Annotated in this window: 16 protein-coding genes and 1 tRNA gene; 7 read left to right on the top strand and 10 right to left on the bottom strand. The window is 41.5% G+C overall.

The window, feature by feature from the left end:
* Positions 1-12: 12 nt before the first annotated feature.
* The gene (locus M886_RS12590) at positions 13-1,101 is read right to left on the bottom strand and encodes a radical SAM protein (RefSeq protein WP_015412966.1); all 1,089 of its coding nucleotides are present in this window, start codon (positions 1,099-1,101) and stop codon (positions 13-15) included.
* Between the two features lie 616 nt (positions 1,102-1,717).
* Here M886_RS12590 and M886_RS12585 point away from each other — a divergent pair.
* Together M886_RS12585 and M886_RS19190 are read left to right on the top strand one after the other, a co-directional pair.
* Positions 1,718-2,548: a CbbQ/NirQ/NorQ/GpvN family protein gene (locus M886_RS12585; protein WP_048051735.1), complete on the top strand. Its 831-nt coding sequence runs from the start codon at positions 1,718-1,720 to the stop codon at positions 2,546-2,548.
* A gap of 8 nt (positions 2,549-2,556) precedes the next feature.
* Entirely contained in the window at positions 2,557-6,669 is a 4,113-nt protein-coding gene (locus tag M886_RS19190; RefSeq protein ID WP_235203955.1) for a nitric oxide reductase activation protein NorD, read from the top strand.
* A gap of 61 nt (positions 6,670-6,730) precedes the next feature.
* On the opposite strand, the gene M886_RS12575 is transcribed toward M886_RS19190, so the two are convergent.
* A complete protein-coding gene (locus M886_RS12575) occupies positions 6,731-6,931 on the bottom strand; it encodes a hypothetical protein (protein ID WP_048049090.1) in 201 nt (66 codons plus the stop codon).
* A gap of 252 nt (positions 6,932-7,183) precedes the next feature.
* On the opposite strand from M886_RS12575, the gene M886_RS12570 reads away from it, so the two are divergent.
* Complete coding sequence (locus tag M886_RS12570) at positions 7,184-7,960, top strand: winged helix-turn-helix domain-containing protein (protein WP_048051278.1); 777 nt, start codon at positions 7,184-7,186, stop codon at positions 7,958-7,960.
* Positions 7,961-8,477: 517 nt separating this feature from the next.
* Here M886_RS12570 and M886_RS12565 read toward each other — a convergent pair.
* On the bottom strand, positions 8,478-8,708 hold the full coding sequence (locus M886_RS12565; RefSeq protein WP_011034885.1) for a ferredoxin: 231 nt from the start codon (positions 8,706-8,708) through the stop codon (positions 8,478-8,480).
* Between the two features lie 433 nt (positions 8,709-9,141).
* Between M886_RS12565 and M886_RS17900 the strand changes: the two genes are divergently transcribed.
* Positions 9,142-9,765, top strand: coding sequence for a SagB/ThcOx family dehydrogenase (locus M886_RS17900; RefSeq protein WP_235203954.1), 624 nt, complete (start codon positions 9,142-9,144; stop codon positions 9,763-9,765).
* Positions 9,766-10,052: 287 nt separating this feature from the next.
* Here M886_RS17900 and M886_RS12550 read toward each other — a convergent pair whose 3' ends face one another.
* Positions 10,053-10,778, bottom strand: coding sequence for a histidine phosphatase family protein (locus tag M886_RS12550; RefSeq protein ID WP_048051277.1), 726 nt, complete (start codon positions 10,776-10,778; stop codon positions 10,053-10,055).
* Positions 10,779-10,995: 217 nt separating this feature from the next.
* Complete coding sequence (locus M886_RS12545; protein WP_048051276.1) at positions 10,996-11,646, bottom strand: HD domain-containing protein; 651 nt, start codon at positions 11,644-11,646, stop codon at positions 10,996-10,998.
* 290 nt (positions 11,647-11,936) lie between these two features.
* On the opposite strand from M886_RS12545, the gene M886_RS12540 reads away from it, so the two are divergent.
* Together M886_RS12540 and M886_RS12535 are read left to right on the top strand one after the other, a co-directional pair.
* Entirely contained in the window at positions 11,937-13,361 is a 1,425-nt protein-coding gene (locus tag M886_RS12540) for a DEAD/DEAH box helicase (RefSeq protein WP_048051275.1), read from the top strand.
* Positions 13,348-15,258, top strand: coding sequence for a DUF790 family protein (locus M886_RS12535; RefSeq protein ID WP_048040361.1), 1,911 nt, complete (start codon positions 13,348-13,350; stop codon positions 15,256-15,258). The genes M886_RS12540 and M886_RS12535 overlap by 14 nt, the downstream gene beginning before the upstream one ends.
* 158 nt (positions 15,259-15,416) lie before the next feature.
* Here M886_RS12535 and M886_RS12530 read toward each other — a convergent pair whose 3' ends face one another.
* Positions 15,417-15,608, bottom strand: a complete 192-nt coding sequence (locus tag M886_RS12530; RefSeq protein ID WP_011034903.1) for a hypothetical protein — start codon at positions 15,606-15,608, stop codon at positions 15,417-15,419.
* Between the two features lie 912 nt (positions 15,609-16,520).
* Between M886_RS12530 and M886_RS18700 the strand changes: the two genes are divergently transcribed.
* Positions 16,521-16,757: a hypothetical protein gene (locus M886_RS18700; protein ID WP_155396013.1), complete on the top strand. Its 237-nt coding sequence runs from the start codon at positions 16,521-16,523 to the stop codon at positions 16,755-16,757.
* A gap of 178 nt (positions 16,758-16,935) precedes the next feature.
* On the opposite strand, the gene M886_RS12520 is transcribed toward M886_RS18700, so the two are convergent.
* The 4 genes from M886_RS12520 to M886_RS12505 all read right to left on the bottom strand — a co-directional run bounded on the left by M886_RS12520 (position 16,936) and on the right by M886_RS12505 (position 19,478).
* Positions 16,936-17,133 carry an MM0924 family protein gene (locus tag M886_RS12520; RefSeq protein ID WP_011034904.1) on the bottom strand — a complete coding sequence of 66 codons (198 nt, stop codon included), beginning with the start codon at positions 17,131-17,133 and terminating at the stop codon, positions 16,936-16,938.
* 220 nt (positions 17,134-17,353) lie between these two features.
* Complete coding sequence (locus M886_RS12515) at positions 17,354-18,613, bottom strand: DUF7544 domain-containing protein (RefSeq protein WP_048046455.1); 1,260 nt, start codon at positions 18,611-18,613, stop codon at positions 17,354-17,356.
* A gap of 176 nt (positions 18,614-18,789) precedes the next feature.
* Entirely contained in the window at positions 18,790-19,242 is a 453-nt protein-coding gene (locus M886_RS12510) for a GNAT family N-acetyltransferase (protein WP_011034906.1), read from the bottom strand.
* Between the two features lie 142 nt (positions 19,243-19,384).
* Positions 19,385-19,478 (bottom strand) — tRNA-Arg (locus M886_RS12505).
* Between the last annotated feature and the right edge of the window lie 317 nt (positions 19,479-19,795).

Raw genomic sequence — 19,795 nt, 5'->3', positions numbered from 1 at the left:
TTTAAAATCCACTCAGACAAGTAAATCCTCAATACCTGCCTCTCTTACAATCTCAATTGCCTTCTCCTCTTCTTCTGCGGTGAGCTGGCGGGCAATTTCCGGGTATTCCATTGCACGGTAGCAGGGCATGTACTGGAACATAAGGTTGAACCTGGTCTCAGGGATATTTTTTGCAACCCATTCTGCGATCGGTTTTGTGCAGCATTCGAGGTTGTCCGGGAGGACGAGGTGTCTGAGAAGGACTTCTGCTGTTTCGTAAGCGAATTTGAAGTTCGGCTGGACGATTTCGAGATAATTCTTTATTTTTGAATATTTACGGGCACAGTCATTGTTTCCGTATTTGAAATCCCCGAGGTAGACATCCACCACTCCTTCCAGAATTTCTGCAATCTCAGGGGAATGATACATATTTGAGTTCCAGATAACCGGGTTGTTTTGTGAGGTTTCCCTGATGGTTTTGAGGATAGTGTATGTGTGAGGGGTAGGGGTTACGAAATTCACATTTTTAGCCCCATGGAGACGCCTTAAGTCTATCAGTTTTGCAAGCTTCCTGGGCTCAACCTTTGTTCCGCATTTCGGACATGTGGAGATTTCCCAGTTCTGGCAGTAGACGCAGGCAAAGACGCAGCCTGAAAAGAAAATAGTGTGTGAAGGGACGAGTTCGGGCTCTTCTCCCATATGCATGAATTCGGAGGAGTAATAAGAAGAATCTGTCAGCCTGCAAAAGCCTTTTTCACCCTCTTCTCTGTTGACCCCGCAGTTCCATCCGCAACAGGAACAGTTCCTGAGCATCCTGCCCACAATTGTGATCTTGAGGTCAAGCAAAGACGTGCTGGCTTTAGGGATCTCAAGGAAACTTTCCGTATACATCCTCAGCCTGTCCGGGCTATCTGCATAAACAAGGGAGTCCATAGCTTCTATGTCAAGGCTTTCCCGCAGTTTCCTGTACTCTCTGATGCTTGCTTCATGGATTCTCCGGAGCTCTTCAAGTTCCATTTCAGGATCAAATTCGACTGAAATTCTCTCTGTTATCCGGCACAGGGCAGGCATTTCATCTCCCTGCACCCTGAGATAGCGTTTCAGGTATTTCGGGACTGCCATACTAGGATATCTGTTTGCATGGGTTATAGGTTTATTGTAAAACTTTTTTATTGTGAAACTTCAATTGTTGCAACCATGTAGACATTGACAAAGGTAGACGTTGACAACCGCAGCGAATAAAGAGTAAAAATTTTCTGAGAGAAAGTTTTCTGAGAGAAAGTTTTCTGAGAGAAAGTTTTCTGAGGTAATATTTTCTGAGCAAAAGTTTTCTGGGGAAAAGTTCTCCCCGCCGCAGGAAGTAGTAAACTGAAACATTCAGGTCCGTTTTTTGACGCTATTTGTTAGCTGTTTTATCTATACAGAACCCGGATCTGGTATTTTTCAGTTTTCCTTCCCTGCACCGCGTCGAGGAAACCGCAACCTGCCTTTAAGTATAAGAAAATAATTGGCAAACCAGGCTATTGATATGGGTATTTTCCATAATTAACCGGTCCTCAATTTCTTAATTTTTTCCATCAATTTATATCTGTGCATCGTGAATAGGTGAAAAATAACAGTTATTTTTGAAGAATTTTAAGGGGTCTGGTTTTGAACCGCGGACATGCAATGGTTCGAAACATCAAAGCAAATATATTCAATAAAAAATAAAATAACTGTATTCAGATGGGAGATAAATATGGACAATAAATGCCAGTTTTTCAGGGAAATTCCTCTGGAAGAATGTTTTGTTGATAAAGAGCCTTACTACGTTCCCGTGGGAAATGAGGTAGAGGTCTTTATGGCAGCCTACAAAAACCGGCTGCCGGTAATCCTTAAGGGGCCTACCGGGTGTGGAAAAACTCGTTTTATGGAATACATGGCATACAGGCTGAAGCGGCCTTTGATTACTGTTGCATGCCATGAGGACCTTACTGCAACTGACCTTGTGGGGAGGTTTTTGATAAAGGGGGAATCCATTGAATGGAGCGACGGGCCTTTAACAAAAGCAGTGAAAAGCGGAGCTATATGTTACCTTGATGAGGTCGTTGAAGCCAGGAAAGATACAATTGTTGTTATCCATCCTCTCACCGATGACAGGAGAATAATCCCTGTTGATAAGCTGGGCGTGATAATGAAAGCCCCTGCCGGGTTTATGCTTGCAGTTTCCTATAACCCGGGCTACCAGAGTGTTGTGAAGGACCTGAAGCAAAGTACGCGCCAGAGGTTTATTTCCATAGATTTCGACTACCCGCCTGCGGACCTTGAGGTCCAGATTGTGGCACATGAAAGCGGCATTGGGCAGGAAATGGCAAAGTACCTGGTAGAGATCGGGGCGCGAATAAGGAACTTCAAACACCACGGGCTGGAAGAAGGTGTCAGCACACGGCTCCTGATCTATGCCGGAAAACTAATACGTGAAGGCATAGAGCCCGCAAAGGCGTGCCAGATAGCAATGGTCAGGCCTATCACGGACAACCCGGACCTGCAGGTCAGCCTTGATGAGATCATCTCTGCAATAATGGAGTGATAAGCAGATTGTCCTCTTATACAGAAAAACAGGATAAGCTATCCCGTAAAAGCGCCGGGGAAGGCTATCGGGAAATCAATGCAGAAAAACCCCGGTTTCAGGAGGAGTTTCGAGGATACTTTAAGGAAGACCTCTATGAATTGATAAGGTCGAATTTTCCGAAACCTGACGCTGAAGATATTTCCAGGGCTGCTGGACAATTTGCAGAATTTGACCGGGCTGAACTGAACATCCTGCTGCACCCCGGGAAATTTATCACTAAAAAAGGAAAGAGAGTTCAGGCAGCCTATCTTAAAGCGGCACCTGCGATCTATAAACTCACAGAGCCCCCGGAATCCCGGAAAGCCCTGATAAGCCAGAAAAACTGGCAGTATCAGATAAGCCAGCAAGAGCAGAGTCAGATATATCAGAACAGGACAGGAAAGACAAAGAACCAGATAAAGCAGACTAAGACTGAACCTGAAAAGATAGAGCAGACAGACCAGGATCAGATAAAGCAGGGTAAGATAGGACCTGAGAAGATAGACCGTGGAGAAGAAAAAGTTCAGATAAACCCGGAGTTCAGCAAATGGCTCTCAATTGCCAGTAAAGCTTCAGAATTAAGCTTTTCCTGTTTTGAGGGTTTCTTTAACTCTTCGCCTGTAATCCTTGAGAAAAAAGGTCCAGAAGGACTGCCCCTTTTGGAAAAATGGACAGAAATCGGAATTTCCCTTGCTGAAAAAAGCAATCAGTTTGCAATTATTTACTTCAATCATACGGCGAATGCAGTGGTTTCGGATAAGTTTTCTGCTGATAGTGCCCCCACTTCATTTTCCGGGGACATTTCCAGTGGTTCCGCTGGTCTTGAGGGCTTTAGAGAATTCATAAGCTTCGGAGAGAGATTTTCAGGCTTGAATGCTAGGCTTGCTGAAGTATATTTTGAGCACCTCCCTGGTATGCTGGATCTCCTTTCTCATGAAGGGCTCAGGCTTTTTTACAGCATAACCGATAGTCTGCTGAAGTTTCGGTGGGAGATCGCCGCCGATATTTTTGATGAAGCAAAAGATGTGTTTTCCGCCATTCCACCCCCGAGACAAAAAGAGCTTCTTACAGCGTTAAATAAATTCGCAGGCTGCATGGAAACCTTTCCGAGTTGTTCAGACAGGGCTGCTGCTGCACCTGCATTATTTAAAAATGCTCCTGCAGCAATGGCAAACCTTGACAGCAGAGGTTTTGAAGCCTGGGTGTCAATAGCTGAAGAAATCACGGATATAAGCTCTGATGCAGCTGTTACTTTCCTTAATCGGAGCCCTGGAGCCCTCAGGTACCTGAAAATCAACGAACTCAGGCAGTGGGCTGAAAAGGGAATTACTCTGCTCTCTTTTGAAAAACAGGCTTTTGAGAGCTTTTATGAAAGCAGCTTTAAAGGGCTGGAAAAACACCTTCAATCTCTTAATTCTGAGGAAAGGAATCTTTTACTTGATATCGGAGCCGAAATCGCGCTTATAAATCCTGGCTGTACTGGCAGTTACTTTGAAAACTCACCTCCTGCCCTCAGGCTGCTTTCAGGCAGTGAGTTCAAAACCTGGGCGGATACGGGAACCGGCATTTCGAAAGGCAGTTCCAGTTCCGGTTCGGATTATTTTAAAAATTCGGTTACTTCTTTTAGAAAAATACCTGCTTCTTACCATGCTGAAATACTTGAAACAGCAGAACCTTTGCTTGAAAAAGACTGGCTGCTTGCAGGAAAATTTTTTGAAAACCTGCCCGATATTATTGAAAAATCAAAAATCGGGGACATAAGGAAATGGGCAGATATAGGGACAAAAATATATGATACTGATAGAAATCTTTCTGTAGATTATTTTACTTACTCAGCCCTGCTCCTATCCGAACTTGACATTTATGAACTGGAAGAGTGGGCTCTTAAAGGGCTTGAAATTTTTAAAAACAATGCCTCTCTTGGGAGGCCTTACTTTTCCTTAAAGTCCCGAAGTTCAAATGATTTCATTGACGAACTTACAGGAGGAGTTGCCCTTAAAAACGTTGCAAATATACTCAGGTATTATGCAATGGGACTTTCAGGCACCAGTTTTAATATCCGTTCAAAAAAAGAGCTCCCGGGTTATACCATAACCGGCTCTGTGAACCCCATTATTTCAGGCAGGACCATCTTTCTTGAACCCGGAATCAAAAAATATGGAAACTTCCAGGATAATTTCAAAATATATAAGTTAAGTATAATGCATGAGGTAGGCCATGCCAGGTTCAGTTCTCTGGAATCTTCGCAGGAATTAATTGACGAACTGATAGGCAAGATAAGTGCAAAATATGGGACTAATAAAAGTTTCAGGGCTAAAAGGACTGAAAAGGCTGAAATAATCGAAAAGGTTGAAAAGTCTGAGAGGATTGAAAAGCCCGGAAAGACTGAGAGGATTGAAAAAGCTGAGAGGATTGAAAAGTCTGGAAAAGCTGAGAGGATTGAAAAATCTGGAAAGGCTGAAGAGAAAAGCCAATTTTCAGGGGATATATCATCAGGGAAAAGGGTCAATATTTCTGCCATAATATCCATGTTTCCCAATAAGGTTCTGGCAGCAAGCATATTCGGTGTACTTGAAGATGCAAGAATTGAGTACCTGATAATGGACCTTTACCGGGGAGTGCGTTCGGATCTTGAATCCATAAGACAGCAGATGCTGCTTTCAAGGCCAGCTCCTGAAGGAGAGCTTGAGAAGCTCATGGAAACCCTGCTGTGGCTTTCAACCTTGCATAACCCTCCTTTTGAGCTCGCTGAAGATACCGGACCTATTTTTAATAAAATCCGCACTGTATTGCAGGGCAGGGTTTTACAGCCAGATTCCTCTATTTTAACCTCTCTGGAAGCTACTTTTGCCATATACAGCCTGTTTGAGAGTATTCTTGGCCCGCTGGAATACCGGAAATACGAGATGTTAAAGAATATTGAATACAGGGGTATGGGGTCTGGTATATTTGATTCGAAGGGCTCTCTTGACCCGGATGAGCACAGGAATGTGATCAGGAGCTTTATTCCAGAGAATGAAAGCAGTTCTGCAATTAGCAGAGAACAACCTGTAAAAGAAGAAACTGAAAAAGAAAAACTGGAAAAGAAACCCTGTGCATCGGACAGGAACTGGAAAGCACTTAGCAGTTGCAGGTATGACGAATGGGACTGTGTGATAAATGATTACAGGTCAAACTGGTGTGCTGTAAACGAGATAGAGCCTGTCGGCGGTTCAGGCGAATATTACGCAGGTGCTTACGACCGTTACCGCAACGAAATTGCACTCATAAAAAATGTTTTTACCAGAATGAAACCGGAATCTTTCCAGAGGCTGAAAGGTCAAACGGACGGAACAGAGATTGATATTGATGCTTTTTCCAATGCTCTGATAGAACGAAGATGCGGAATTAATCCTGATGAGAAACTTTATGTTAGAAGGGATAAACGCAAAAGAGATGTCGCCACACTCTTTCTTGTAGATGTAAGTGCCTCTACGCGGAAAAGGCTTGGACAGGAAGAGTCTCGAATTTGGGAAAAAAAGAGTGCTGGGGAAAAACGGGGCATTGAAGGAAGAAAAAGCAGTGTGCAAAGAAGGAGCATTATAGATGTTGAAAAGGATGCCCTGATAATAATGGCTCAGGCGCTTGAAACCATAGGGGACAGATATGCTATATACGCATTTTCCGGCCATACAAGGGAAGGCGTGGAGTATTACGTTATTAAAGAGTTCGACGAAGAACTATCAGGTGATGTGGAAAAAAGAATAAGCCTGCTGGAGCCAATAGCTAATACAAGGCTTGGGGCTGCAATCCGCCATTCCATAAAAAAATTAGACCAGGTCAGCTCAGAAACAAAGATCCTTATCCTGCTTTCGGATGGAGAGCCTTATGATACCTGCTACGGAGAAGGGGCATATCAGGGAAAATATGCTGAAGAAGACACAAAAATAGCCATTCAGGAAGGAAATAATCGGGGCATTCACTTCTTTTGCATTACTGTTGATTCCAGCCCCGGAGACTACCTTGACAAAATATTTTCCGACTTCGGGTACACAATAATCGATGATGCACGAATTCTTCCGGAAAGGCTTCCTCTACTCTATAAACGGCTAACTACGTAAGTAATCCCGAAACCAGAATGAATATAAAAAAATTAAAGGAGCAGAATTTAATAAAGTATTTTTACTGTCCCTGAAGCCTCTGCCCGGCTATCGTCAGTGCTTCACCCAGTGCTTTTGCAAGCTCACAGTTCTGGTTGCATTTTGAGGCACAGGTGCAGTATCTGGGGACGTTCTCCATCATCCACTGTCCAAGGAAGCCGAAGGCTTTAAGCTGTTCTTCGTTTGCAGCCTGTACAAAATTATTGAGGTCCTTTAGTTCCATTTATTATCACCGGCTTTCAGAACGCTGTATATATTTATATACCTGAGCGTTATTATTATGTACAAGTTTGAGATTGTATAGAAAAATGACCTTAACAGAAGTTAGAAAAGTAATGGGATCAGAAAAACAAAAATGAAAAAGAAATAATTGGGAACTGGAGTTTCATTCATTGAATTATTGCGTACACAAAATCATATACACAAAATCGTATTTGCATTATTTTTCTAACAACAGACTTTGAGGCTGATAAGAGTGGAGACTACAAAGGCAGATTCCGAGCTTCATTATATAGAAGAGCTGCATTCAATTAAAGAAGAAGTAACATCCCTCAGAAACGACTTTTCACGTTTTTTGCAGAGAGCTAACCAGCAGCATATTGATGAAATGCTTGCAGAGATGAGAAAAAATTTTATGAAACCGATGGTAGATTATCTTTGCGAGGATGCAAACGAAAGGATGCACAGTCAGATGACGCGGAACTGCGGGATGAGGGAGCTTTGTGAAGTTACGTTCAAAGAGCTTTTGCAGGAAACTGCAGGGCTTGTTGTCAGGCCAAAAATCGAAGCTGCGACTATAAAAATGTACAGGGATAAACTTGAAGAATTAAAAAAAGAGGCAAAAAGCCCCCTGTGCAGCAGGTGCTTTTCTGAAGCCGGCAATCTTTTTGAAAAGCAGGTCAAAATTATGCGTTCCCTCCAGATATATGAAGACAGGGAAGATATGGACGAAAAAGGAGACATAAGTGCAATAGAGCCTGAAAAGATAGTGTCCGAAGTCTGCGAGCCAGTAGCAAACAGGCAGAGGCTTCTTATGCTCAAGGCGCTTTCGGGTGAGAACAAGACCTTTTCCGAACTTTCTAAACTCACAGGGCTTCGTGGAGGAAACCTGTTATTCCATCTGCAGAAACTGCTTGATACAGGCATGGTTCTGCAGAGAAGCGAGAGGGGAGACTATATTATTACAAGAAAGGGATATTCAACCCTTCAGGGTTTGTCAAGAATATATTCCGAGATAGGTCTAATTGACTGAGAATTTAAGAATCTGATCGGGAAAAGGCAAAAACAGAGAGAAATTAAACAAATATAAGATAAAATAAAAATAGACTCAGTTCCAAAATCTAGTGATTTCTACATTTTTTGATTGAAATCTTGAATTCCCCTGCAGAATTCAATTTTCGATCAAACTCAATATCCAAGCTCTTCTGGCACAGGTCAATATGTCATGCTCAAAGAATTGTGCCATATTCAAAATCTAGTGATTTTTGATTTTTATGGTTATCACTAGATTTTGGCATTGTGTCTAAAAATAAGTTAAAATATATAAATCAAAATAAGTATAGAATCAAAAAATATATAAATCAAAATAAATATAAAATTAAAAAAACACAAAATTAAATCGAATATAAATTAAATCGAATATTTAGTAAAAGAAATATAAAATCAAATAAATATAAGTTGATAAATATAAATTAAAACAAACATAAACTGAAAAATAGAAGCTAAATAAAGAAATGTTAAAAAAACTTGCTTAAATTTACAGGTCAGGTTTAGCCGTCATTGCCTATAGCTTCAACCGGGCAGGCTTCCAATGCCTCTTCACATGCCTCTTTTTCTTCATCATTTTCAGGCTGCTTATACACAAAAGCAGTTGAATCGTCTTCCTTCATCTTGAAGTTCTCAGGTGCGGTGTCCACGCATAAATTGCATGCGATGCAGCTGTAGTCACAGTAATAAGGTCCCGGGACATTTTCAGAAACTTTGTCATTCTTGTCAGCCATATTTTACTCCCCTGTTGTGTTATCTTACAATTAATTCTGCAATAAGATAAATCTGGAGAGTTTTATATATATTTTCGCATTAAAAACACTCTTTAAAACCGTGAGACTTTAAAACCCTGAGACCAGACTTTATTCTTCCATACCCGAAAAATAATGTTTTTCAGTAACCTTTACCTCTCGGGCTCTTGAACCGGGATTTTAAGCTGCTTTTTTCGAGCTCTGAAATCTGATTCAAAACGGAATGCTCTGTTTTTCCGGAAAACATATTCAATTGCAGGCAATTTTTTATTAGATAGGATGCATAAAATTATCTATTTATTGACCTGTCATCTGAACTGTCATCTGACCTTATCTAATCTGACAGTGTATAAATGCCTCATTCAGGCTAAAAAAGCAATAACCGCGTTTAAAAAACAGGTTAAGGGGGAATATTATGGTAACGAATGATTTTACAGACCTGCCCATGAAGATCAAGCTGCCTGAACCTGAAGCTTCAGGTTTAAGCCGGATAGAGGAATTGCTTGCAAAAAGAAGATCAGTCCGAAAATATGCCGAAAAAGGGCTGCCTGAAGAGGTCATTTCCCGTTTTCTCTGGGCAGCCCAGGGAATAAGTTCAGGAGAAGGTTTAAGGACATGCCCTTCCGCAGGAGCTCTTTATCCTCTTGAAATCCATGCTGTAGTGGGAGAGGGAAACGGGCTTGAACCCGGGATTTACAGGTACGTTGCAGAAGAGCATGCCCTCACTCAGGAAATTCCAGGAGATATGAGAGAAAAGCTTGCAGGAGCAGCTCTTTCCCAGCCAATGGTCAGCAAAGCTCCGGTTTCTCTTGCAATCTCCGCAGTCTACCCGCGGATGACAGGAAAATACGGAAAAAGAGGTATCCGTTATGCTAACATGGAAGCCGGACATGCAGCCCAGAACATCTACCTCCTGGGTGTGGAACTTGGAATAGGAACCTGTGCCATAGGGGCTTTTGAAGACGATGATGTTAAAAAAGTCCTCAAACTGCCAGCAAATGAAGAACCTCTTTATATCCTGCCGCTTGGATACATCTGACTCCTGATTGTGTCCTGGACAGAAAAATCATGAATTTTCCCTTCAGCTGCACTTTAAGTGCAACAGTACGCAGCCCTTTTCACCCTCTCTGCCTGCTCAGGAAGACCAGTTTCTCCCTGTGCATTTTGAGCAGGCAGCCGGGCAAGCTGGAGGATGTCTCCTGGTCTCCTCTACTGTATGATCTGACGGCCGGTTTCCGGGATAAGAGGCTGAAAAAGAAACTGAAAAGAAAAAAGGGATTAAAAAAGAACTGAAAAGAAATTAGGGATTAAAAACGAAAAAGGGGATTAAATATTCCTTTTCAGCTCAGGTCCGAGCTCTTCATTTTCCCTGACAAGTTTTCCTTCAGAAAAATGGTAGATTGCAAGCTCGCCAGTGGACAACCTTACTTCCCTGATATCTTTGTCAGAAATGCCCTCTATGTATTTGACAAGAGCCCTCAGGCTGCTCTGGTGGGCGCAGATCAGCACATTTTTTCCTTCTTCAAGGGCAGGCATGACTTTTTTCCGGAAATAGGGAACTGTGCGCTCATAGACGGCTTTCAGGCTTTCCCCTTCCGGAGGCCCCGGTTCAAAGTTCCAGCGCCAGTTTGCTACCTGTTCTGCACCGTATTTTTCTTCCATTTTCTGCTTTTTTCTGCCCTGAAGTTTGCCATAATAACGCTCGTTCAGAGCGGGAGTCGTATAAACCGGGATAAGGTCTTCTCCGAGCTTTTCGGGGTAGGAATACCAGTCAAACTTTTCCGGAATCACTTTAGCATCTGTTTGCTCGTATACAACAACCCCTGTTTTTTTCTGGCCGGAAAGTATGATGAAAAGGGTTTCCTGTGTTCGGACAAGGTCTGATGCAAAAGCAATGTCTATTTCTATGTTTTCAAGCGCTTTAGAGCATTCGAGAGCTTCTTCAATTCCTTTCCTGCTTAACGGAATGTCAATCCAGCCCGAAAGCCTTTCCCCTGGCTTCAGGCCAGGTTCTCCATGCCTGACAAGTATAAGATGACCCGTGATTATCACCCTTTGAATCCTTCAGAATAGTATCTCTGGATAATGTATTTGTATATGGTAAAATTACTGGAATATTGTAGAATTATTGAAATGTTGTGGAACTATTGAAATGTTATGGGACTATTGAGATATTGTAGAATTGCCGGTACATGGCAGATTACTGAAACATAATGAGTAATACGGAAGCAGCACTGGCTCATATCTTCCTGATTCATATATTCTTTTATCATTTTTTTATCTCAGATACGAATTCAAGTTTCGTACTGTACAGGAGGTGCCAGAGGTCGCCTTTTTTACGCATTCTTTCGGCATCAATTGCTGACCCGTTGCCCTTGATCTCAAACCGTATGCTCTGTTTTCCATAACTAACCTGCCCGAGCTTGCTTCCCATCCTGCTGTAGTCCAGGGCATCGGCAAGCCTTACAAGGGAGGCTACTTTCAGGGTAAGGACCTGCAGGTCTTCAGGCATATTTCCGAAGTCTTTTTCGGCGAGTTTGCTGAGTTTCTTTTCCCCGATTTTCTTTTTATGCAGAAAAGCCGTCCAGGCAACAACCTGCCATAGTTTCTCGGGCAGATTTGCAGGTGGGTGCAGGAGCAGGATATCTCTTCCTGCCTTATGATGGTTTTCCAGGTCCGTAGCCACTCCTGCATCATGGACCAGAGCTGCTATTTCCACAAGCTTTCGGAACTCAGGGCGGAGCCCGTGTACAGGAGCAAGGACATCGAAAAGCTCGAGAACATTTCGTGCCACATTGTCGGCATGGCTGCGTTCAATCCCGTATTTATGGAAAAGGGCTTCCAGTTCAAGAGGCTCAGGGGAGGGCTTTTCCTCATCTTCCGATGTGCCGTTTCCCGAAGAGATTGAATTTGTGTTCACTTAATCCCCTTTCTTACCTATTCTTTCTGTTTCTTTTTATTATTCACTTATTTTTCTCACATTTTTTTCTCTAATTTTTTTATTTTAAGCTGCCGGTAAAAATGTAATTCTTTTACTTTATGTAATCATATTTAAGCAATAAAGCCATTTGTTATTCTTCATTATGCTTCTTCTGTAAATATTAAGTATAAAAATTTATTTAGATTTTCGTTTCAATGCCAGAAAAATCCAGCCGGCGAGCCTGCCGATAACTGAAATATTATATATAATGTCCGGACTCTTAATAAACAATGCTCAAAATCAGCTTCAAGCAGGGAACCATTCTTATAAAAGGAAATGTCAGGGTCCCGAACTCTGTGTGGGATGAAAGGAGCGAAAGCTTCAGGGCTCCGGCAATGTACTACAAAGATATTATTAATTATCTGAAAGATTCAGGGATCGATTTTGAAGACTCAGTCCTTGACCTTCTTCCCTGTCCCGACCTCGCAGCAGCTTACGAAGCCTCAGGAAAGAAGCTGAAGTTAAGGGACTATCAGGCAGAAGCACTTATCTCCTGGGGAGAAAATGAGAAACGGGGAGTGCTTGTCCTGCCAACAGGAAGCGGAAAAACACTTACAGGTATCCGGGCAATCGCGGGCTGCAATACTCCTGCCCTTGTGGTCGTCCCGACCCTTGACCTGCTTGAACAGTGGAAGAAAGAGCTTGAAGAAGCCTTTTCCATGGAGATCGGAAAGCTTGGGGGAGGAGATAAGAAAATCTTTCCGGTGACGGTTTCCACGTATGATTCTGCTTACATTCACGCCGAAACCCTTGGGAACAGGTTCGGTCTTATTATTTTTGATGAAGTTCACCACCTGCCCGCAACCGGTTACAGGAGCATTGCAGAGTTTTCCGCATCTCCATGCAGACTCGGGCTCACAGCCACATATGAAAGGGAAGATGGGCTGCATACAGAACTCAACCGGCTTGTCGGAGGCAAAGTTTACGAAAAAAAGGTATCTGAACTTGCAGGTGGGCATCTCGCCCCCTATACGATAAAACGGGTTTCTGTTGCTCTCACCGATGAAGAGCAGAAAGAATACGAAAAGAAATACTCCGTATTTCTTGATTACCTCAGAAAAACCGGAATGATAATGAGAAGTCCGCAGGACTTTCAAAAACTGGTTATGAAAAGCGGAAGAGATCCTGAAGCCAGAAAAGCCCTCCTGGCGAGAAATGCAGCAAGAGACCTTGCCTTTAACAGTGATTCGAAAATTGAGAAACTGAGGGAAATCCTGGAACAGCACAGAGATGACAGAATTTTCATATTCACAGAACACAACCGGCTTGTGCACCGGATTTCCAATTCTTTTTTTATCCCGGCCATTACTTACAGGACTCCTTCAAAAGAGAGGAGTTCCATTCTCGAAAAGTTCAGGGAAGGAAGGTACAGGGCTGTCGTTACCTCAAAGGTACTTGACGAAGGGATCGATGTCCCGGAAGCAAATATAGGGATTATAGCAAGCGGGACAGGCAGCAAAAGGGCATACGTCCAGAGGCTTGGAAGGATACTGAGGCAAAAAGAAGGGAAGGAAGCCGTGCTCTACGAGATTATTGCTGAAGAAACCACGGAAACAGGGACTGCAAAGAGAAGAAAAGAAGCTGTTTCAACCAGAAAAAAACCCGATAAGGCAGAAGCCAAAAGTCAGGAAGGTGTTTCTCGTGCTGACATCTGACCTCCTAGTAACCCGCATCTCCAGAGGAAAGATCAGGCCTGCATATTCGGTTTTTGACTCTGAAAACCTTGAACTTGCAGGGCTACTTATAGAGACTTTCAGGCAGCATGTCGGAAAAACATATGGTGACCTCCTTACGGAACTCGAAGGCTATGAAGAGATGAACTACCGCTTTATCAGGGGACTTTCGCAGCTCCTCGGGAGGCGGGCTGTGGTTGAGACATCTTCGGCTGTTGACCCTTCCAGAGCCAGGGAAGCTGTCTTTGAAGCCTGTGGGGGCATGGCTCTTTTTCCTGAAGAAAGGCAAAAGGCGCTGCAAATAGCTGCAAAAAACCTTTTAGTTTCAGTTTCAGACCTTGAAAAATCTCTGTGGGCAGACCTTGAGGAAAACCAGGTTCTTAAAGAATTCGACCCTCCTGCCCCTGCAGAACTCCTCAGGCAGTACAACATTTCCCTTACCCAGACTCTGCTTTTCCGTGCCATTGACCTTGATATCTGGATAAAGGGAGATTTTCAGAGAGTCCTCTGGAAAATCCTCAGGTTCGGGCTTATGTATTCCCTTGAGGATGCGCAGGAAGAAGGTGGAATAAAAGAAACTGAGGGAGAAAAAAAGCTGATAAAAGAAAATGAGAGAAAAGAAAGCCCAGTAAAAGAAAGTGAGAGAAAAGAAAACAAAAGAAATGACGAAAACGAAGAAATTGAAAAACTAAAAAGTGTTCATCTTCATCTTGATGGGCCTGCGTCACTTTTCAGAATGTCGGAAAGGTATGGGAATTCTTTTGCAAAACTCTTTCCCGCTCTCCTCAAAACAAAAGGCTGGAGATTGAAGGCAGGCATTCTGCATAAAGGTTATCAGGGAAAGAGGATCCTTGAATTTTCTCTTGACAGTTCTGAAGAAGCTTTCAGGTTCATGCGGAAAGTGTCCGGCTATCCTGAAAGTGTTTCTCGCGACTATCAGTTTGCTGAAGAAAAGAAAGGATATGGAATTGAAACCGGAATGGAAACAGGGTACGAGGGCCAGCCTGTAGAAAGGCAATCCGTAGCCCAGGAAGTAGAAACAGACGCTGCAAGTGAAGTCTTTGATAGCGCTTTTGAACAGCAATTTGCAAGCTTAAGTTTCGGGGGCTGGGACGTGAGAAGAGAACCTGCAATACTGAAAGCAGGCAGGTTCGCTTTTGTACCGGATTTTTCCCTGCAGAAGAACGGGATAAAAGTATATGCAGAAATTGTTGGCTTCTGGACTCCCGAATACCTTAAAAAGAAAGTCGAGAAACTCAAAGAGGTAAAAGAACCTGTTATTCTCCTGATTAACAGGAAACTCAAATGTTCCGAAAAAGATTTTCCTGCACAGGACGTCATTTTCTTCGACAGGAAGATCCCGGCAAACGAAGTCACTCAGGTGCTCAGAAAATACGAGGAAAAAAAACTTGCAGAAGATAGGTCAAGGATACACGAAATAGAAATCCCTCTCTCAGGGGAAATTATTAATCTTGAAAAGATCGCAGCCAGAAATGGAGTTATGCTTGAAGCTTTAAAAAAGGTTCTTGAAGAGAGATTTGAAAAAATACAGGAACCTGAAAAATCCGAAGTTCGGGAAAAATTCGAAGGGTACAGAGATTCCGGAAAAGAGCATGAAAATATTGGAAACTACAGAGACTACAGAGACTACGTGCTTCTTGAAAATTACATAATTCACAGGCAGTTGCTTGAGAAAATAAATCTTGAGCTTGAAAAGCCCGGCGCAGCAGAGACGTATGCTGATGCAGTAAAAATCTTTGAGGATTTCGGGTTTGACAGCGGCCTCTTTTATCCCGTACTCGAACACCTGAAGTATAGAGTAATCTGGGCAGGGCTCAGTGAAGAAAATGCAAAAATTAAAAAAATTCCAGACAGGTAATCTGCAAATTCAGGTTAAAAGAAAAGAAAGAAAAGCCGGTGCGGATTCACTTCTGCTCTTCCCAAAAGAAGACCCCAAAAGAGACCCCAAAAGAAAATATATGTGTCACTCGCACTATCAGTTACATTACCGCAACCTAAATCCCATAGTAATAAACTTTAGACCTCAACCCCGTCCAGCTTTACTATGAAGTTCACCTCAACTTTTGAAATATTGAGGTTAGTTTCAAGATCTGTTTCGTATTCTGCAAGTAAACTTTTAATGGCAGTTTCTAACGATTGTTTTAAATCAGTAACGGTTTCATCCATCAATATCGTTTTTTCAGCCTCAGTCAGGTTAGAAAGCGTCATTCTGTCCCACTCCAAAAAATGTTTAGATTAATCCCAGTTTTGTTTAGACCCTTTATAATTTCTGATTTGCTTTTTCGGTTTGCGTTTTCAGTTTTTATTTTTACTTTTCACTTTTAGTCTTCGTTTTTATTTTCGTTTTTAATCTTCGTATTTAATCTTCATTTCAATCTTCGTTTTTAGTTTCGTTTATCCAGTCAGAACCTGTGCTTTGTAAATTCATTCTGAAACGCAAACGTATCTTCCAGAAATGCAAACAAGTCCGTTCTGTAACTCAACCCCACCTACCAGTTCAGCATTCTCAAGCACCTGTTGCAAAAGCTGTACTATCATCTGGAGCTTACTCCCAATCCCCAGAAGCTCAATGCTACCCCCGATAAACCATAATCTATTGTTTAATGGTATTATGTTTTATCAATAGTATAACTGGTATAGTTGTATAAATACTTATTCTGTGTAAAATGGGCATCATTGGGCGTTATTTCTCAGAATATAGGAGATAACTTTAAATAAGAGAACAGTTTCAAAACTTATAATGTTATGAAAAATATAACTCAGTTGGCAGCTTTACTTTTTTAAAAAAATTTATATAAAGTACAGAAAAAAAATAGAATCTTTTAGTTTTTGATACTTTAGTTTTTGATACTTAATTCTTAACAATAAAAAGTAAGGTTTTTAATATTAATTTTTTTATTAAAACAAAGATAAATGGTTTTAAATAGTCTGAATTTTCGAAATTATTGCGGCAGAGATGCGACTCTCCAGCAATGAGCCTGATCAGGGGAGGTCGAAGCACCAGGTTGTATATCTTTCACCAGTTTAACCGCACCTGCTTACATAACCTGCCCGGGCAGAGCTGCCAGAAGAGCTTGAGAAGTCGGCTGTATTCAGTGTAGATGCAATTATTTTTCAGGGTTGAGAAAAGCATTGTTTTTACATTCAGGCTACAGGCAATTTAAAAACAGAGGACAAAAAGGAGGAATAATAGAAGGAGGAAAAATAGAAGTAAGAAAAATAGAAGTAAGAAAAATAGAAGGAAGAAAAATAGAAGGAAGAAAAATAGAAGTAAGAAAAATAGAAGGAAGAAAAATAGAAGGAGGAATAACAGAAACCTCCTTAAAACCTGATAAAAGGAATAATATTCGGGCTTAGAAGAACCTGAGTTCTTTTCTTTGCTTTTGTTTTGAGTTTACCTGTTAACTTTAATGAAACCCGGTATATTTTCATATTCCTGCTATCACTATTTTTCTGCGATATTTTTCTACAATACTGTTTTTTGTGGTATCTTTTTGCACCATTATTTTATGATATAATTTATTTTAACACATTCTTACTTGCCAAGGGTTTTCCACATTACAGCAATTTTTTCTATTTCAATATGCGTGTAACCCTCTTCTTTTATAGTCCATTTAAGGCTCAGGACTCCATCATTACATTCAGCAGCGATTCCCCGGTATGTTGTGTTTCCCCCGATGTCAATTTCTACTTCCTTGCCCAGATAATATTTCTCAATGAACTCCTGTTTCATACTTATCAACTCCTGGTTTATGCTTCGGATACAGAGAGACCCGTATGGTGTTTACCAAGTATAGTTAGTATCAGGATGCTATATTATATCTTAAAAAACTGAGATTCTGAACTCAGTTAAGGAAAGAGAATAAAAGAGGAGATTCCAGGGTTTACCCGGAGTTTTTTATAAAATATTCCTGAGCAAGTCCGGGAGAGCGGAACCCGAACATCTTTAAGGGTTAAAAATCACGGCTGGCAGGTGTTTCTGAACCGTCTGAACCGTTTGAATTGTCTGATCCGGGTCTGGATGACTCAGGCATCTCATTTTCCGGTGAATACCATTCCGATGAATTCTGTTCTGATGAATTTTGTTCCGATGAATTTTGCTCAGGTAAATTCTGTTCCGAACTGCTTAAACCTGTTCCGATCTCTCCCTGACCTGTCCCCGGTTCTCCTGCGGGCTTATCGAAAAACGGAATATTTAACCCGTCAAACCACTTTTCAAGGAAAGTCAGCAGGTGGTACTTCAGGAAAACTGCAAACGGTACACTCAGCATCATCAGTAATGCAAATGTAAACAGGATTTCTGCCAGGACAAAAAGAGCCAGAATTATCCAGATCAATGGTTCAGAAACGAAAGTGGAGAGGATATAATAGGCTATCCCATCAATAACAAGGGAAACAATAATCAGTACCAGAAACAGCACGATAAACAGGATCAATGCCAGGAAACCAACCCCGATTCCCAGAAGGAACCTTATAAGCCAGTAGACCAGAATTTCCTGCCAGTTTTTCCTGAAATTCCTGTAGACCATGTTGAAAGATGTGAGAATCCCGGTTTCCCTGTAAATGGAAACAGGGATTGCAAGGCTTAAAAAAGAGTTTATGACTGCCCCTACCAGGGCAAGAAGGATAATTACGCCAAAAATCCACAGTATCCCACCTACAAGAGCAGGTACTGAAAAATCAGGAGACTCTGTAACGAATATTGAGACAAAAGGCAGCAGAGAAAGAACAAAAATTATGAAAAAAAGGAGACCTATGGCCAGACGTATGAGAAGGAGATTAAAGCCTTTCCCCATAAACTTTTTAAAATAAGCCCGGAGCTTTACTTCATTTTTTACCAGAGATTCTACAAAAACAAACTCCATGACACTTGAAATATAAGAAAAGACGATAACGAAAAGAATTAAGAGAATTATTGCAGCAGCTATAATTATTAATGGGTCTATGGACTGAACATAGCCAAGGCCTGTCCAGGATATGTCATACGGGGACGCAGGCACATCACCGGGCACAATGGCAGGAACATCGCTCCCCCAATCTTCGGAGCCCATATTATAGTTAGTTCCCTGACCTCCATAACTGGACCCGAGACCTCCAACGAAAAAAACAATAATTGCAAGTTTTACCCATTTCCAGAAATCAAAAGGTTCTAAAAGAGCTTTTTTTGTCCGTGAAAAAGCTCTATCTATCGCATCTATTGCGTACCAGGTCATAATATCTAATTTTATTTTTCGAATAAGTAATTATCCGTAAAATGGAATTTTACGGTACGACATAATATGAGCATCAGACCGGACAGGCTCTTAACCTGATTGGCTGGTTAAGAAATTGCCGTATGAGATGAACTTCAGACCATGTTTGCTCTTAATCTGATTAGCTGGTTGAGAACTTACAGTCTTTTCACCATGGAAATATGCTCGATTCCGGATTCAGGAAAGGTATTACCATAAGCAACAAAGCCGAACTTCCCGTAAAACCCGCTTGCATGGGTCTGTGCATGGATATGCACCTCTTTTGCTCCCAGTTCAGCGGCTTTTTCCAGAAGCTTTTCCACAACGAGCTTTCCTGCCTGTTTTCCCCGGTGTTCTTTAAGGACTGAAATTCTTCCAATAATCCAGTATTTTTCAGATTTAAAAAGCCTCCCTGTGGCTACCGGACTGCCATCCGCATACACGACTGCATGATGAGACTTCAGGTCCGCTTCGTCAAATTCCTCTTCTTCCGGCACATTCTGTTCATTTATAAAAACGTTTCTTCGGATTTGGAAAGCATCCTCCAGGTTCCCTTTATGTTTTACATCTATCCATTTTACTTCCAGAGGATATTCGCTCTCTTTTCCCATTTTACGCCTCTTTTTTGATTCATTTTTTTCATTACCGGTAAAGACAAATTGAGGAAAACGTTCCCGGATAACCGACCCTCAAATTCACTGAAAAGCAGAATAAAGCAGAATTAAACATTACTTGTAAAATAAAACAGGTTAACGGGCCCGCCGCGATTCGAACACGAGTCAATGGGTGTCTTCGTAAGAATCTTACTTCGAAGCCCATTAGGATATCCTGGCTACCCCACGAGCCCGCGGTGCCGCTGTATTGATAGCAACTATCCATATTAAAGGTTTCTCTCAAAAATAAGAAAAAGGGAAAAAAGGAGGGCAAATTAAAAATTGCCTTGTTATGAAAATGTTTATGAAGCCATACAGATAAAATAAATATGTATAGTTGAGAGAAATTAAAGGATTTATGTCCAAATGAGTCGAAATAAATTCAAAAATTACTAAAAAGGATAATTATAAAATGCAGACATAACTTTTATATTACAAAAGTTCTTTTAATATATGCAGAAAATTTCCGATATCATACAGTCATATTCATTCAATTAAAGATCCTGCAAGT

Source organism: Methanosarcina soligelidi (genome assembly GCF_000744315.1).
GTDB lineage: Archaea > Halobacteriota > Methanosarcinia > Methanosarcinales > Methanosarcinaceae > Methanosarcina > Methanosarcina mazei.
This window is presented reverse-complemented; position numbering and strand designations above follow the sequence as displayed.